Origin of the sequence: Vibrio sp. D420a, assembly GCF_030248625.1 — a bacterium.
In the GTDB taxonomy this organism is placed as follows: Bacteria; Pseudomonadota; Gammaproteobacteria; order Enterobacterales; family Vibrionaceae; genus Vibrio; species Vibrio fortis_A.
Map to the genome: position 1 here is coordinate 1 of NZ_JAHGAN010000022.1, position 15,998 is coordinate 15,998.

At 45.5% G+C, this 15,998-nt stretch carries 11 protein-coding genes and 1 pseudogene; 2 read left to right on the forward strand and 10 right to left on the reverse strand.

The window, feature by feature from the left end; genetic code table 11:
* From KI743_RS14540 to KI743_RS14555, 4 genes are all read right to left on the reverse strand, one after another.
* The coding region (locus KI743_RS14540; protein ID WP_285466960.1) for a PAS domain-containing protein at positions 1 to 216 on the reverse strand (216 nt) is incomplete at its 3' end.
* Position 217: 1 nt separating this feature from the next.
* Positions 218 to 1,222 (reverse strand): response regulator, encoded by a 1,005-nt coding sequence (locus tag KI743_RS14545; RefSeq protein ID WP_032552841.1) that lies wholly within the window; start codon positions 1,220 to 1,222, stop codon positions 218 to 220.
* Between the two features lie 272 nt (positions 1,223 to 1,494).
* Complete coding sequence (locus tag KI743_RS14550) at positions 1,495 to 1,740, reverse strand: hypothetical protein (RefSeq protein WP_032552842.1); 246 nt, start codon at positions 1,738 to 1,740, stop codon at positions 1,495 to 1,497.
* A gap of 92 nt (positions 1,741 to 1,832) precedes the next feature.
* The gene (locus KI743_RS14555; RefSeq protein ID WP_285466961.1) at positions 1,833 to 3,182 is read right to left on the reverse strand and encodes an MATE family efflux transporter; all 1,350 of its coding nucleotides are present in this window, start codon (positions 3,180 to 3,182) and stop codon (positions 1,833 to 1,835) included.
* 101 nt (positions 3,183 to 3,283) lie between these two features.
* Between KI743_RS14555 and KI743_RS14560 the strand changes: the two genes are divergently transcribed.
* Positions 3,284 to 4,234 (forward strand): LysR family transcriptional regulator, encoded by a 951-nt coding sequence (locus KI743_RS14560; protein WP_285466962.1) that lies wholly within the window; start codon positions 3,284 to 3,286, stop codon positions 4,232 to 4,234.
* Between the two features lie 113 nt (positions 4,235 to 4,347).
* Here KI743_RS14560 and KI743_RS14565 read toward each other — a convergent pair whose 3' ends face one another.
* Complete coding sequence (locus tag KI743_RS14565) at positions 4,348 to 6,474, reverse strand: methyl-accepting chemotaxis protein (RefSeq protein WP_285466963.1); 2,127 nt, start codon at positions 6,472 to 6,474, stop codon at positions 4,348 to 4,350.
* 432 nt (positions 6,475 to 6,906) lie between these two features.
* Between KI743_RS14565 and KI743_RS14570 the strand changes: the two genes are divergently transcribed.
* A complete protein-coding gene (locus KI743_RS14570) occupies positions 6,907 to 8,454 on the forward strand; it encodes a PAS domain-containing methyl-accepting chemotaxis protein (protein WP_285466965.1) in 1,548 nt (515 codons plus the stop codon).
* An 83-nt stretch (positions 8,455 to 8,537) separates the two neighbouring features.
* Here the strand turns inward: KI743_RS14570 and KI743_RS14575 are convergent.
* The 5 genes and pseudogenes from KI743_RS14575 to tssK form a co-directional block, all read right to left on the reverse strand.
* A pseudogene (locus KI743_RS14575) lies at positions 8,538 to 9,143 on the reverse strand (HAD family hydrolase).
* Between the two features lie 32 nt (positions 9,144 to 9,175).
* On the reverse strand, positions 9,176 to 10,042 hold the full coding sequence (locus tag KI743_RS14580) for a lipopolysaccharide kinase InaA family protein (RefSeq protein ID WP_285466967.1): 867 nt from the start codon (positions 10,040 to 10,042) through the stop codon (positions 9,176 to 9,178).
* On the reverse strand, positions 10,033 to 13,446 hold the full coding sequence (locus KI743_RS14585; RefSeq protein WP_285466969.1) for a type VI secretion protein IcmF/TssM N-terminal domain-containing protein: 3,414 nt from the start codon (positions 13,444 to 13,446) through the stop codon (positions 10,033 to 10,035). Before KI743_RS14585 ends, KI743_RS14580 begins: the two co-directional genes overlap by 10 nt.
* A 12-nt stretch (positions 13,447 to 13,458) precedes the next feature.
* Positions 13,459 to 14,658: a type IVB secretion system protein IcmH/DotU gene (icmH, locus tag KI743_RS14590; RefSeq protein ID WP_285466971.1), complete on the reverse strand. Its 1,200-nt coding sequence runs from the start codon at positions 14,656 to 14,658 to the stop codon at positions 13,459 to 13,461.
* Between the two features lie 4 nt (positions 14,659 to 14,662).
* Complete coding sequence (tssK, locus tag KI743_RS14595; protein ID WP_285466972.1) at positions 14,663 to 15,991, reverse strand: type VI secretion system baseplate subunit TssK; 1,329 nt, start codon at positions 15,989 to 15,991, stop codon at positions 14,663 to 14,665.
* Between the last annotated feature and the right edge of the window lie 7 nt (positions 15,992 to 15,998).

A 15,998-nucleotide genomic window follows, 5' to 3' on the forward strand; every position in this document is an offset into this window, starting at 1 on the left:
TTTGAGGCGGAACCACTCTTCTGGGATCTCAGGAAACAGCTCGAAGATCGATTTGTCAATCGCATCATGAGACTGTTTACCACTATGGTGCGTCATGAAGCCATTCCACACCTGAACGTTGAAATCTCGGTCGATCACAACAAGTCCCATGTCGACGTTTTGAACCATATCGACCATCCAATGGAATTGCTCAAACTCTGCAGGTAACTGAAGCATATTAGAACTCCTCCATTAGGTAAGACAGCTTGTTGTCTAGTAGTGGTAAAGATTCATCCACAAACATAAACAGTAGGTCACAGCGAATTGAGGTGCCTTCAATGTTGTAGCTCACCTCAAAGGTCATGGTCTTTTTGAACGAACCACTGGTATTGGCAATCACAGATTCGATTGGAATATGTTGCCCTAACAGTACCGGAGAACTTTGGAAGAAACGCACTTCAGACTGTTCGCCTAGACCATTTAAGAAAGAGCCTACAAGAATGTTAGATACATCCATAAGCAGCTCTAACTCTTCAAGCTCTTCACTGTCTGTTGGCACCTTCATCAACTTCTTGAGATCATTCACACTCGAGTCACTCAGAAGAACCAATGCTTCGCCGGCAATACCTTCACCACTAAAGCCTTGGCAAACACCCGATACCTGGTCGTTGTCGGCCAGATCGCGCAGTGCCATGTGAAGCTCACTTACCTCAAAGATATTTACGTTAGGTAGAGGCAGATGAACAAATACATCGAAGTGACGGGCCAATGCATCTGCCGCGCGGCCAATCGAAACGTTCGCCACTTCCATATAGATATCGCGTCTGCGCAGAATAGGCAGCTCTAGCGGTGCTGGTGTGACTAATTGTGGCTGCTTAGGTGGATCAACCAACTCACGAAGAACGGCTTTAAGTGCCTCTTGATCGATTGGTTTTTGCAGGAAGGCTTTCGCCCCAAGATCCATAACCTTTTGCTTAGCTTTAGGCTGAATATCGCCAGACACAACGACGACAGGAGTCGTATTACCCAAACGCTGCATCTCTTCTAATGTCCCATAGCCATCCAACTCTGGCATGGTCAAGTCAAGGAACATTAATTTAAACTGATTACTCGCTAATTCTTCGAGCGCATTCAATCCATGCACCGCGAAGGTTATGTCAGCATTTAACGACGGCGGTAAAGATCGAGCCATCTGTTTTCGGGCTAAGGCAGAATCATCACATATAAGAACTGGAAACGACATTAATGTACCACCAATGATTGAAGCGAATAATAGCGAGTGTAACAGATCCTTATGGTATCAGGTACGGGGTGAATCCATTAATATGGTGATTACAGGCAAGATAATTAGAAGTTTTTGCTATGTTTGAGAGATCAAGATATGCAGTCAGAAACCCTTAATATAAAAGGGTTTCTGAATAAATCGAGTGGTGTTTTCTAAACAAGATGTTGGAATGGCAACAATTAATAAATCACGTCATTCCGCTCTAGAATTATGTGTAACGAAGCGATCGATTAAAGCTGGTACGTTGGCCATAAAATCAGTAAAGCAAAACGCAAAATGACGGCGAACACCAAAAGCGCAATACCCAAGCGATACCACTTATATTCCGAGACACTCATAGGAATGCGTTTATAGAACATGGTAATCACACCTTTCCAATCAGAACTGCGCTTTCCATATTGCATTACGCTCGTCAGTACAAAAAGGGCCCCAAGTACCAACATCCCTTTCTCGGCCCAAAACAACCCTACTTCCATTTGTACAACCTCTTTCCTTAAGTCTTCAATACAGTGTAATCAGCTTATGCTAGGGTTTCTGTACGACGTTGGTCTAAGTTGTACAAACGGAATTAATGCGCCAATTGTGCCGAGCAATCTAATGAGCGCTGCTTTCTGATTTCAACCATGAGTTGAACAAGCAACAAGATACCTGTCACGCCAAGGCCGATACCAATGCCGCCCCAGATACCCGCAAGCTGATAGTCCGGCATTAGATACCATGCCGCTGGTAAACCAAACACCCAATAGCCAATCGCTGTCATTACCGTTGGCATAGAGACAATCTTCATACCTCTTAGCAGGTTGATCGCTAGCAGCTGCCATGCATCGACAATAAAGCAGAGAGCCACTACCCAGATAACCGAAGTTAACAGCGTCGACATGGTGTCTGTACCGTCATCAAGTTGGAACATTGCCGCAATGGCTTCAGGCCACGCAATAAAGACACCGCACAACACCAAGCTCAGCAGCGAGACCAGAATAAAGCTTTGAACTGAGGTCTTCTTAATGCCTTCAATATTACCCGCACCAAAGTCACGACCGACCAATATCGCCGCTGCTTGTGAGAAACCAAAGTTGAAGTTCCAAGTAAAGCTCAAACATTGAAGCAGAATTTGGTGCAGTGCTAATGACGCAATACTGATGGTTCCCGCCATTAGCGTGCCGCCATAGATAAGACCATGCTCCAGGATCGCCGCGACCGCGATAGGCAAGCCCATCAATAGCAGCGGAGCCATCAACTTGAGCGAATACTCATCCAAGTGCAGCCAAGGGGCGAATGGTTTGAACTCGTCACGTTGAAATACCCAGAACGTATAGCCAATCATCACGACCAGTGCTGCAATCGCGGTACCTAAACCAAGCCCCGTTAAGCCCATACCCAGCTCGAAAGTCATGAAATAGCTTACTGGCACGTTCAAAATAACAGTGGCTATCGACATGATCAAAATAGAGCGTACGTTACCAAAGGCGCTGGTTAATCCTCGCAAAACCAATAATAACAATGATGGCAACATCACCCACTTAAGTGCATGAACGTACTCCATCGCAAGAGTAATCACCTCTGGCGGTTGTTTCGCCATTTCAAGTACTTGAGGCGCAAACCAGAAGCCTGACATCAAAACAGCGCTCATCACAAACGAAAGCATGACTGCGCCTTTTACTGCCAGACGGATCTGTTGGTTGCCAAAGTCTGGGCGCGCGACTCTCTGCCCATAGGCGATAGCAATTAAGTTTGCGACGCAACCGACGGTGCTGCTGGCAATAAGAAAAATAAAGAAGTAGATAGAGGCACCCAAACCACCCGCAGCCAGCGCAGATACGCTAATTCGAGACATCATCCATACATCGGTCAAAACCAATGCCATTGATATCAATTGTGAAATGATGAGCGGGAATGCAAGTGCGAGTATTTTTTTCATGAGAGCCTCTTAAGATTTCCACAAACCTTATGGCTTTTAGCACTAGCCTTCAATTGATATATCTGCCACTCTTACATTCCAAAAACTCATGCGAGTGTTTTATGACCCCATATCCAAATCTGCCCTATTCTCACAATGGACTGCGCGCCTTTGAATCTGTCGCTAGACTCATGAGCTTTACGCTGGCTGCAGACGAGCTCAATGTTACTCAGAGCGCGGTAAGCCGACAGGTGAAACAGTTAGAAGATGAGCTAGAAGTTTCGCTAGTACGTCGCAAGCATCGCGCTATTGAGCTGACGCCACAAGGCAACGAGTTGTACCTTGCCCTGCGTGAAGGTTATAGCAATATTGAATCTGTACTTGCAAGCTGGAAAGAGCCTAAGCAGAAACGAATCGTCATCAAAGCTGCGCTGAGTTATGCCACACGTGTACTGATCTCTAAAGTTAGGCAGCTCAATGAGCGATACCCTGATTACGAGATCGTGATTATTCCTGTTATCGAGGAAGATGAAGCACTTAACTACACCGATTACGACTTGTTGGTCTTTCATACGCAGCTGAAGAACCATTACGACAACAAACCCGATATCTATGTACTGCGCGAAGAGTTTATGGCACCAGTCTGCTCGCACAGCTTAGTAACTGACGATCTTGATTTAGACTCGATCCTAACCTTGCCAAGGTTGCATCCTACTCTCGACCACACTGACTGGAAGACATGGTTATCCGATGTAGCGTATCCACCGACAACGCCTGTTCGAAATACCAGCTTCCTCTCCCTTGATTTAGCACTGAACGCCTGCCTTTCTGGACAAGGTGTTACCGTCACTGACTTGTTATTGATCATCCCTGAATTAGAGCGAGGATTTTTATACTGTCCGCCTAACGCGAAAATTCAGCATAGTGCGTGGACGTATTACCTGCATCAAAATACCAAGAGCGCGGTCATTGATGATCTCATCGATTGGCTTGTTGAGGAGAATGAGAACGAGCTGAGCAAACTAAAACGCCTCGCTCAGCAGAATGATTGGTATGGAGTGATAGAGAGGTAGGTAGAGAGAGATATAAATAGAGAGATAACAACAAAAACACCCACAAGCTATCATCTATGGTGATGTAACTTGTGGGCGAGAATTATCTGAATAATTCGTTCAACTGAGGAGCGTTAAGCCGCTTTCTTACTCACCTCAAATCGACCGATGAGTTGTTCCAGGCGACCTAATGCATTCCCCATCAGAGTCACACGACGCGCCAATTGTTGAGTCGAGGTTTGAAGATCGGAAATAGAACGTTGCGCTTTGTCTGCTGTATGGCCGTTTTCTTGACTGTTCTCATCGAGTTTCGACATCGTCGCAAACAGCTCGGCAACAGCGACCCGCATCTGCTCACTTCGAGCACTAGAATCGACCATCAAGTTACCTCGACTGACGTTTTCCACTCCCTGCTCCATAGACGCCACAGCACTACGTGATTTAGTATGTAACTCTTTCATCAGATCGCCAATGTGGTTGGCCGCCTGAGAAGTACGATCAGCTAAGGTTCTAACCTCTGACGCTACCACCGAGAAGCCTCGGCCATGCTCACCCGCTCGCGCAGATTCAATCGCCGCATTGAGAGCCAATAAATTGGTTTGTGCCGTGATATCCGTAATGATGTTGATAATGTCAGAGACCTTACTCATCTCGTTATTCACTTCGTTAACACTGGTCGCTGAGCTTTCGACAATATGGCGCACAGACTCCATCCCTTGCGCCGCCTGCTTGTACTCCTCTTCAGCGCTTTCCACAGCATGTTTCATCACCGTATCCATTTGAGTCGCGGAAACCGTCGCATTAGTGATTTCACTCTGTTGGTGCTGGCTCAACTCCAGCATATTGTGGAGTGAATGTGAGGCATCATCACTGGCTTGATTCATCACCACACTGCGCCTAAACATCGATTCGGATACTTGGCGCACCTCACTGCTCGCATGGATCAGTTCGCTGATGATCCCATCGAGATTATCTATAAAGCTGTTGGTCCAACGCCCTAAACTGCCCAGTTCATCGCTACTGAAGGTACTAGGGTCGAGTCGACGACTGAGGTTGCCGTCCCCTTCAGCCAGTGTCTGCATTACCATGGTCATCTTGCTCATTTTATTGACCAGCGGCTTGGCACTAAACGTTCGAAACAGGCCAAGGCTCAACAGCATGCAAACAACCATTAGGCTTGCCTGTATAAAAGGAGATAAATCAAAAATGTGAGTCAGCAACAGAGGTAGGAAAAGGGTAAAAAGCATACTGCCAATAAAGTGTTTCGATAAGGTGTAGCTGAGGCTTCTATCACGGTATACCTCTTCCAAATCCGACTCACACATCATGCCGAACTTATCTGGTGAGCCATCGAGTTGAAACGTCACACCTTTACCAATGACAGGAATGTGTCGGTAATCGGAATAACCCGGATATTCTACAAAGACATTGTTGCCTTTCTTTATCGTCTCTCTGACACCTGGGTGCAGCTGCTTGGTAGCAGGATCGGTAAAGCGGATTTCAAACTCAGTATGATGCTGAACTTTCACCACGCCCCAATCGGTATTGACGCCTTGTTTAAGGTTCTCACCATGCGAGAAGGTGTTGTCTTCAAATCGAGAGCGAGATAGCGCGACACCGGCTTCAATACGTGGATCATGATTCGACTCCACCATAAAGATATAGTTGTCCCCAGACTCACTATAGATATGCCCCGCTTCACGCTGGATAATATCTCCAATCACATCGTTTGGTACTCGTCCGCACAGACACAGTGGCTTGCCGTCTTCACGTGAGAACGGCACATAAAACATCAGTGTTACTTGGTCATGAAACGACGAACTTGAAGCACCGACCGACAACGTTCGTTCGTCGACATAAGGCCCATGAAGATAGCGCTTCTTTAAGCCTTCGTTGAGCGCCTTGGGGTCAGTAAGCGTGTAACCAACATGATTGCTGTAGCTCGATGCTTGGGCGATGCCTCGCTCGTCCACGACCGCGAGTTCTGAGATATCTGGACTACGATTAAGAAGCCTTTGCAACGTTTCCGTTGTTTGCTCTTCCGTTCGACTAGCAACATACAGCGCGGCATCTTCGAGAAAGTCCCATTGGTTCTTTACCCAATTATTTAGTAACTGTACCCGTGTCTCCGCAATACTTTCGAACGTCTGCTCCAACTCCCTAGTGCGCGTTCGATTTAAAAAACAGGCCTTTCTCATCGCAATCTTACCCGTTGAGCCAAACCATTTAAGCCAATGACGTTCCTGATCCGTAAGGTTCATCTACATTCCTTGTTTTGTTTTACATCTATATACAACAAAGCAATTTATAGACCATATACAAAACAGGGCTTTAATTAACTTGTATGATTAATTTATATACAGATCAAACAATTACACTCCCAACTTTAGTGCGAAGCGATCACCAATATGGTGCATGGGTAAAAATTCGCCCAAAATTAATAAAGAAATACAACTCAAAAACTGGAACATTGATTCCATTTTTATGACGAATAAATGACATTAAAGCGATAAAAATCACAGCTAACTTATTTAGAGATTATTCGTATTGATCCATATCAATTCATATTAAATTTCAATTGGTTAAATAATGACTGCCGTCAATTTATTGATAAGGCATCATTTTGACACTTATAAGATAATACGCGCCTTATAAAACAATAAATTCTTATAACAAATACAAGGCAGTACGTAATGAACAATCATGATGAAAGAGTTCGCTTTTCAGATACGGATAGTCTTATTTCGACCACCTCGCCAGAAAGTAATATTACTTATTGTAATGAAGACTTTTACCACGTTGCTGGCTACAGCGAACAAGAGTTGTTAGGGCAACCTCACAACCTTATTCGCCACCAAGACATGCCTAAAGAAGCTTTTGCTCAGCTTTGGCAGTACATCCAATCGGGGAATAGTTGGATGGGTTTGGTGAAGAACAAATGTAAAGACAAGGGTCACTATTGGGTATCTGCGTTTGTTACTCCAATTCGCAACTCGGATGGATCGGTACACGAATACCAATCAGTAAGAACACAACCCACTGACGGCCAAATTGAGCGAGCTAAAACGCTTTACGCTCAAATGCACGCTGGAAAAGTTAAAATTCGAAGAATGCGCTGGCTTCTCAGCTCATATGCTCTATTAGGTTTGCAAGCTCTACTAGGGTTAGCGCTTATTGCAGGCTTGATCCCGACTACGATGGCCGCTATCGCATTATTGGTTACGGTTTTGGCTCAAGCGGGCTGTGCTGCAATGTTCAAGCAACGCCTATCTACGATACATAAGCTCGCTAAAGAGCATTACGACAACCCGATCATGGAAAAGCCATATACGGGTTATTGTGATGATCTCTCGCCTATTGAGCTCGCCATGCAGATGAAAAGTGCAGAACTTCGCGCAGTCACATCACGCGCTTCTGAAACCTCTACCGATCTGATTGATTCGGCAAAACAAGAGCTTGCGAATCGCCAGAGTATTGATAACGAATTAGGTGAACAAGATCTCGCGACAGATGCGATGGCAGTTTCAGCAGAAGAAATGTTGGCATCGATCGATGAAGTTGCTCATCAAGCCAAGCAGAGTGCTGATTTCGCAATTAACGCGCAGGATCAAGCACAACAAGGCGCTTCTACCGTTGAAGAAGCCGCTCAAACAGTACATGAGCTTAGCGAACACTTAACAGGCTCTAAATCTGCACTAGAGCAGCTTTACAACGATGTCGATGGCATCGAAGCGATTCTGTCTATGATTCAAGGCATTGCCGAGCAGACGAACCTTCTAGCACTCAATGCTGCAATTGAAGCGGCTCGCGCTGGCGAACAAGGGCGCGGATTCGCCGTGGTTGCTGATGAAGTTCGAGCTCTGTCTGGCAAGACAAGTTCTTCCGTCGAAGAGATTCGCTCACGTATTGAGATTCTACAAAACACGGTAAATCAAACGGGTCGCTTCATCGAAGAAGGTATTCACTCTTCTGAGGTTTGTGTCGAGAAGTCTCAGCAAAGCCGAGCCTCTTTCGAAGCCATTGTTCAAGACCTTATGTCGATCAATGAGCAAAGCGCTCAAACCTCTCAAGCAATCGAGGAGCAGGTGCAAGTTACTCACGGTATCAATGACCATGTTGTTCGAGTCAAGCAAGCGATCATCGAAACGCGAGAGCTTTCTTCTACATCCGTAAGACGTGCAGAGTCCTTAGCTACTCACCTACAGAGCCTAAAGCGCCTAGTGAATCAGTTTAATCATTAAGACCCAATTCGAATAAATGAAAGGCTGATGTCCAAATGAACATCAGCCTTTTTTATTTTTTGGATGATGAGTTAAACAGCGACCTAGAAGTCCAAACCCATTGCTTTCAATTCCTGCTCACATTGATGTGCGTCTTTGAATTGAATAGCCGCCATCCCCTGTTTTTGAGCGCCCTCTACGTTGTAAGGCATGTCATCGAGGAAAACAGTTTCTTCCGCATTCAATTTATTGGTTGTGAGCAGAGATTGATAAATTTCAGGTTGAGGTTTGAGTAAGCCAAGCTCAGCAGAGACAGTCGCACCTTCAAAGAGCGGCCAAAAATCATAGGTCTTTTTCAGATATGCCACGATTTCATGCACATTATCTGTCAGCGCATAAACATGATAGCCCGCTTGCTTAATGCGCTTAAGCAGATCAACAGAGCCGTATATTAGGAGCTGTGTCTGCTTAACGTAGTAGAACAGTTTGTCACATTCTAATTCAGACAAGCCAATCGTATCTTGGTAGCGTTGTTTGGCCTGCTGCTCAGAAAGATGCCCTTTGTTTAGCTCTAACCAAGTCTCAGATTGAAACACGGCTCGAGCACGCTACTCTAAGTCTTCAACCTCCCCAAAAGTCAGGCGAGCAATTTCCAACGGAGCCCATCGAACCAACACATTTCCGACATCAAACACCACATTTTTAATCACTCTAAACTCCTAAAAAGTACTCCTAGTGACCTCTAGATTAAATCTTTAATCACGCTGTCGATATGACGTTGGACACTTTCTTGAGTTAATTTAGGTAACCACGGCCAAGTTTCGTGTTGTGGCAAGCCAAGAAAAAAATCAATGACTTGAGAGCTACCTAAACCAATTGGTAGCTCGTCTGAAGGAACACCAATTAACAGCGCAACGGTAATCACACTTGCGTAACTATCGCAAACAGGATGTGCTTCTCCGTGGCGCAACTGAGAGGAAGCACTATTTGGGTAAGTGTAACTCGGTGAATACTGCTCTATCCCTCGTTCTTGCCAGCTATCACCGACTCGGCGGGCGTTCGAGAAATCAATGAATGAGACAATATTTTGTTCCGAAAGCAGAATATTGGAGGGTTTGATATCCCCATGCACATAACCACATCGATGCAGCTCTTCGAGCTCACTCAATACTTGGTCAATGACGTTCGCAACCACGGTAATATCACTGGTTTGATTATGCTTTATCAACTCTGAAAGCGACTGCCCTTCAACGTAGTTAGTCAGCAATGCCGCACGAGAGCCGTCTCGATAAAAATCGAGACAGCGCTGCGTTGATAGCCCCTGACTGTTGAGCCTCGAAAGCCATAACGCCTCACGTTGCAACATGATAGTTTCAATCATGGTTTCAGAGTATTTTGCTCTGACGCGGCCAAGCTCTGAATCAAAACAGAACTGATGCCGATGTGACTCACTAGCCCCATCGGAAACAGTCATATTGTTAGACTCGGGCATTTCAATACTTGTCAAAGAGCCGAGTGATATCGTCTTATCAGTATTGGGACAGTTTGTGTTAAGCGTTTGACTACAAAACTTCGCTAGCCACTCTGGATGTTCAATCGTTATAGCCACGTTGGGAATCCTAAATTAGTGAATAGATCAGGCTCAAAGGGTTGTCCTATACCATCACGTTTCACCTCAAGATTCACTTCGCCATTAGTCGAACTGTAGCGCCACAATATTTCATTACTACCAACCTGAGTGGAGCCTTTCATTTTCTCTGCCACTCTAAACCAACTCCAAACCCCCGAGAACTTCTCTCTCTGCACAACTCCTTCGGTATCACGAGTCATCACAGAGATATCTTGCATTTGGTTTGCTGGAATCGGCCAACTCTGCAATCGCCACAGCTTAGGTCCGTTTTGATATTCGAAGAATTTCAGATTCGCTTCAAGTGCAAATCGCGTCAACGATGGTGACATCTCCACGGCTTTTATTGAGAAATTGAACCCCAGATCTTTGCCAGTAAAGAGTTGCTTCTGGATTCTTTCAACCGAGTCGCTGAACGACGGGTATTGCCAAGAGAGCGACAAATATTGATGAGGAATGAAGCCATTCAGGTAGATTTCTCGACTGATGGTCATATCCAAGTGACTCGCATACTTCTTCGAGAACTGATCGAACTCCCCTTCGGGTTTAAAGAAGGCTTCAAAATCAGAGAGCAGCACGTCAGTCTGAGCATTACTCTTAATCGGGTAGTGGTTAGCTAAACGAGTCAGATAAAAGTGAGTCACCTTAGACCAATCTTCATTGATCACTTCACGAACCGCATCCAGCGCCAAACCGTTAACCAGAGTCGCTTGCGAGTCCATTAGTTCAGGCAACAGAGGAACATTGTAGTCATCCGCAGAGAGGTGCAAGCGTGCAATCGGGTTGCTTGAATCTGCATTCTCTAACTGCTCTAGGAAATAGTGCCCTTTCGATTGAATCTCTTTCGACTTGTTCACCCAATCTCGCAGCGCAGTCAGATTAGTCAGCGCAATATCTAATGAGCTTTGACCCGTTTGGTTAGCGTGAATCACACCGTGAATATGACGGAACGGATAGGTGATCGATTCTGCCACTCGCTCCATCGCAGAGCCATTGTTAGATTGCAGTGGTGAGGTTTCAGTGGCTTGCTGAACTTCTTTCTGCTGTTCTTCCTTCTGCTGCTCTTTACTCTCCAATGTGCTCTTGATGAGGTTAGTGTTGGTGCTCACCACTGAGTAGAACTGCGTTATTGGTGAGAAGTTAGCGTCCGTAACTAGATCCAGCTGTTGCTCGCTGCCGCCCCAGCTCGATACTTCAGTAAGCTGTACATTCGAAACAAACGCATTCCAATATTGTATGTAGTCTTTGATATAACGTTCACGTAATTGACGGTTGATGCGATTCATCTCAGCTTCACCGTTGATGCGCCCCATCACGCCCTCATACGCTGTAATAGCCTCAGAAGCGAGCTGGAAGCCTGTTTCGTTACTTAAATCTTGGAAGCCGTCACGTGTGAATGCATAAGGAATCAAGTAACCACTGAAGCCGTCGTTAAACGTAAATACTTGTTCATAGACCGGGTTGAGGCTCTTACGAATATCGACGCGGCGTGCAAAATCACGATGCTGCAAAATATGCTGATAAAGCAACTCACTCACATCATCGGTCGATAAGGATTTACGCACTAAACCCAGTAACTGCTCATCAAACGCAGGGGGAATAGCCGATGTGCTAAGCGCATCTTCTGCAAGGAGTTTAAAGCGCTTAATAAGGCTTGCATCACCGCTACCCTCTTCATTCAAGGCATCAATATAGTAATTCACCAATGAAGTTGAAGAGTGGCGTGCTGGGTTGTACAAGATCTGCTGAAGGTTAAGCAATTCAAGAGTCTTTACTTTGTCATCCAGCGAGTTGTACACGAACATATCTTTCATGATGTAGTCGCGCATCAAAGTAAGTAACTCTGAGTTCAACTCACCAAAGTAAGCATCATGAACATAACCAGAGATGCTAGAGTTTGGCAGCCAACTAGAAACGTACCAAGGGTGATGCTTTTCATCATAAAGCTGCACTATTTCCCTAAGCTCATAGAGACTGAATACCGGCGATGCCAAATCATCAGGTTGAATCGCATTCTTCTCTAGGTTTTCTTTATAGCGGTCCAACATCGCGAGCGCCTTGTTGTCCAACTCCTGCTGATAGTCAAAACCCGCTTTGATAGTGGCGACAAAACCCACAAACAGGATTACCAAACCGCAAGAGACAACCCAGCGTGTTGTTCGATAGGTGATCTCACGTTTCTTGTTAAACCCAACCAGAGGCGCTTCTTTTAAAACACAACTTCTGAACAGGCCTTTTCCAAATAGGCTCAAGCTTTTTGACTGAGTGTGAATACTAGACAGAGTTTCAAAACCCAGTTCAGAGGCGTGCATTGTGCTGATAATGTCGACGTTTTCACTTTCACCACCCACGTTGACAAAGAAGTAGCCTCGGAAGAATAGATCGATCTCATCGAATTGATGTTGACTGAAAGTGAGTGAAAGGAAGTCTTCGACATCATAACGCAGGGCAGATAGCTGATATATACCGACCAGAGCAGAGTCGCGATAATCCGCGTTCAGTTGACCTTTTAGTGATGAACTTAAAGAGTTTGTGAGAGAGTGGCTTAACGCTTCAAACGACTCATCGAACCAAGCTTTATCGTACTCTTTACTCTCTTCAACATCGCGTAATGCACCAAATGGTAGCTCACGTTCGCTCTCTTCTAGTGGCGAGAATAGCTCACACAGGTCCTGAATCTGTGACATATGAGTAAACGTGCAATACGTCGGCAGTGTTAAACCCACGGCTTTATTCAGATCTTCTAGAACCGAGCGATATTTCTGGCTTAGTTCACTGACAGCGATTTCGGTACTATTGATCAACTTACCCAAATCAACAGCACATAACACACCATTGAAGGCTTGTCTTGAACGTTTAGAAAGGATTAACGCCACCAGCGTATTGATGCTCTTCTGCATTCCCTCTTTTGGATGGAGCAAGTCAATGGTAGCAATGATCGCATCATCTGATGCCCAAAAACGAACGGCGACCAAATCTTCAGGTAGGTTATCTGCGGGCTCAATCGCCTCAAACCCCATCTGCTGCAGCCAAAGTTGGTCGTTCTCAATGTCTTCCGTTAAGTGCACATACCATGGGATTAGATAAGGGTTCGCACTAAGGCGAGAATGCTTGCGCCAGACATGATTAAAGGTACGTTGGATCTCCTCTTCGCGCCAATCTTCACGCTTCTTCGCATCTTCGTCTACTGGCGGGCGTCTTAGTCGAGAATAGATTAGAGCTCCAATACCCACTGCGGCTAGAACAGCTACGATAATCTGCACGACTACCGCCCAAATCGGCTCTAACCAATACCAATCCAATAACCACAAACCACCAACTAATAAGCTGATCACAAGTAGTGAAAGCAAAATGGCAAAAGTGAGTGCTTTTTTCTTACTTATCATTAACTAACCCTACTACTTCGCTTTGGTGATAAAGGCATCGGTTATTCCCGACTGCTTGGCACTTTCCAATATTTCAGCCGCTTGTTCTCTTGTGTCTGCATGGCTTAAAACTCGGTATTTGTCTCGCCACAGCCTCACTTCAATGTTAGGGAATACTGCCCCATAGCGAGACAAGAAGTTTTCAGACGCCGCCTTGGTCGATAAGGTAGCCAATTGTACTTGCCACGCGCCGGATGCTACTGGTTCGCTCACATTGCTACTATCACTAATAGTGCTAACCGGAGCCGTGATTCTAGGTGCTCTGCCCAACTCCTCTGGGGTGCTGGTGTAGATAAACTCTTGCTCTTGAATATTAGCTTGGCTGTAATACTTATCGGTAAACTGTGGAAGCTGAATAAATGCTTGTGCTTTTTGTGGCGTTGTTAAGTTGTACCAGTAGTAAATACCGGCCCAGGTCAATGACAGAAGCATTGCGAATAACAAGAAACCTCTGGTTAATCGTACTGGCCTCTGCGGACGGCTTACCTTTTTGATTTGTGCGGCATGGGGCCTTGGAATAGCGTGGGCATTCTCTTCTGTGGATTGCGTATCTTGTGCAAAAACTGCTTCCTCAATTCTTTGTAGCAGAATACCCAGCAACTCTTTTCCTTCTACTCGGTATCGACCACGGAAGCCAAGTTTGATCATGATATAGATGAGTTCTAACAGGTCTCGAAGCAACACTGGCTGAAGCAATGCGCGTTCTGCGACCAGATAAAACTGTTCACCGCCGTTTTTAATACCAAACAGTTCGCTGACCAAGGTTTGGTTTTCCCAGCCAGACTCCTCTCCCCAGTCCGAGTGAAGGATCTGTTCATCCAACATCACTGCAAATAGGAAACAGGTTTTATCTGCCACTGACGGTGGGTAGTCGAGCTTAGCCACTTTGTATTTCAGGTCAGTAAGCAGGCTTTTAATACCGGTTCTAAAGGTGTAGATGTCTGCTGGGCACTCAAGCCGTTTGATAGAGACAGAAAGCGATAACAACTCTGAACTAGAACTCAGAATATCGTTGTCAAACAGCAAGCCTTTGCGCTGAAACATATTAAATCGCGCATGATTTTTTATGGCGTTAAGACTGGCCAAACGCACAGAGTCGAGATTGGACTGAGCATCCCTAGATTGGGAGTCGGTCTCTATCGCTATCGTCGCTTCATCGAGTAGGTCATCCATAACGTTACCCTAGCGCATACAGTTTTATTTCTAGGTCTGGCACTCGGCTGTCGATATGCAGTGCAATCGGCTCTCGTTTAGACTTGAGTAGCTGCCAGTATTCATGAGAGGTCTCAATCTCAAAATAGGCCAAATCCACTTGAGCTTTCAATTCCGACGGAGCCACAGCTAACGGATTAATCGTCACGCCAGATTGGCTGTTACGTACCAGCTCAGCAATCAAGCTGATACCACTCAATGTGCAAGCGCTCGGGAAGGTCGAGCTGAGCATAGACGCACCAATAGAAGACTTCACCGACAGCACCAGCCTGCGACCATCCATTTGGTGCAGAGTTGGAATAGACAAACGCAGTAGACGACGCTTATCAAACAGATTCACGTCCCAATCAAACTCAGTCACCTTATCGCTCTGTACCATAGAGAGCTGCTCACGAAGTGTCGAAAATAGAGGGCCAAAGGCGTGATGAAGGTTGTCTTTGTCTAGAATACGGTGATTGGCGTTACCAATCGCGGGCGTAAAGCTATCAAGCTCAGACGAGAAACTAGTCAGTTTTTCATACAGAAGCTCAACGTTGCTATCTGGCTTAGATAGTAAGATTTGGATTTGTGGACTCCAACGGTTTAAGGTTTGTAGCCACATAAATTCGCGCATTAAGCTCAAATCACTTTTAGTCTGTTCACCCACACCGATGCGTTCCAATACGTTTTTCGCTCGCGCTTGCACTAAAATGAATAGCTCTTTTAGACGCTCTTTCAATTGAGTTGACGCACCGTATTGAAGACAGCTAGGAATGAAGCCTCGGTCGAGAACCACTTCCCCATCGCCTCTTCTTTCAAGCACCTTAGCGATCGGAATCAGCACTAAACCATTAACGTCTTCACCTTCCACAACCAAACGGATATTGGGTTCCGCGAGTGTCGCTTTAATACCACTTTGCTCGGCATCACTTGCGTCAAACAAGTTATGCTCTGCAACGATATAGCGTCTAAGTTCTTCTTTTGGCCCATATTCGTTTTCACCCTCAACTGAGAGTGGCAATGCAAGGTAGATGCACTTGTCGATGGTGTTTTCGGGTACTTCGATCAATAGCTCTCGAGTACAATCGAATAGAGTGCCGTCTTGAAACACGCCACTGCATCTTACGACGCCAAATTTTCCTAACTTCAAGTAGTTAGATTCAATCTCTAGCGCTGATACGCCATAACTGCCACTGCCTGACGTCAATGCAACATACTTCTGAATATATTGCGTAATGTATCTTTCGGTTTGCTGAAAATGCTGAGGAGCGACAAACATCCCCTCTTTCCAAACCACTTTTCTTTGATGTTTCAAATAGGTC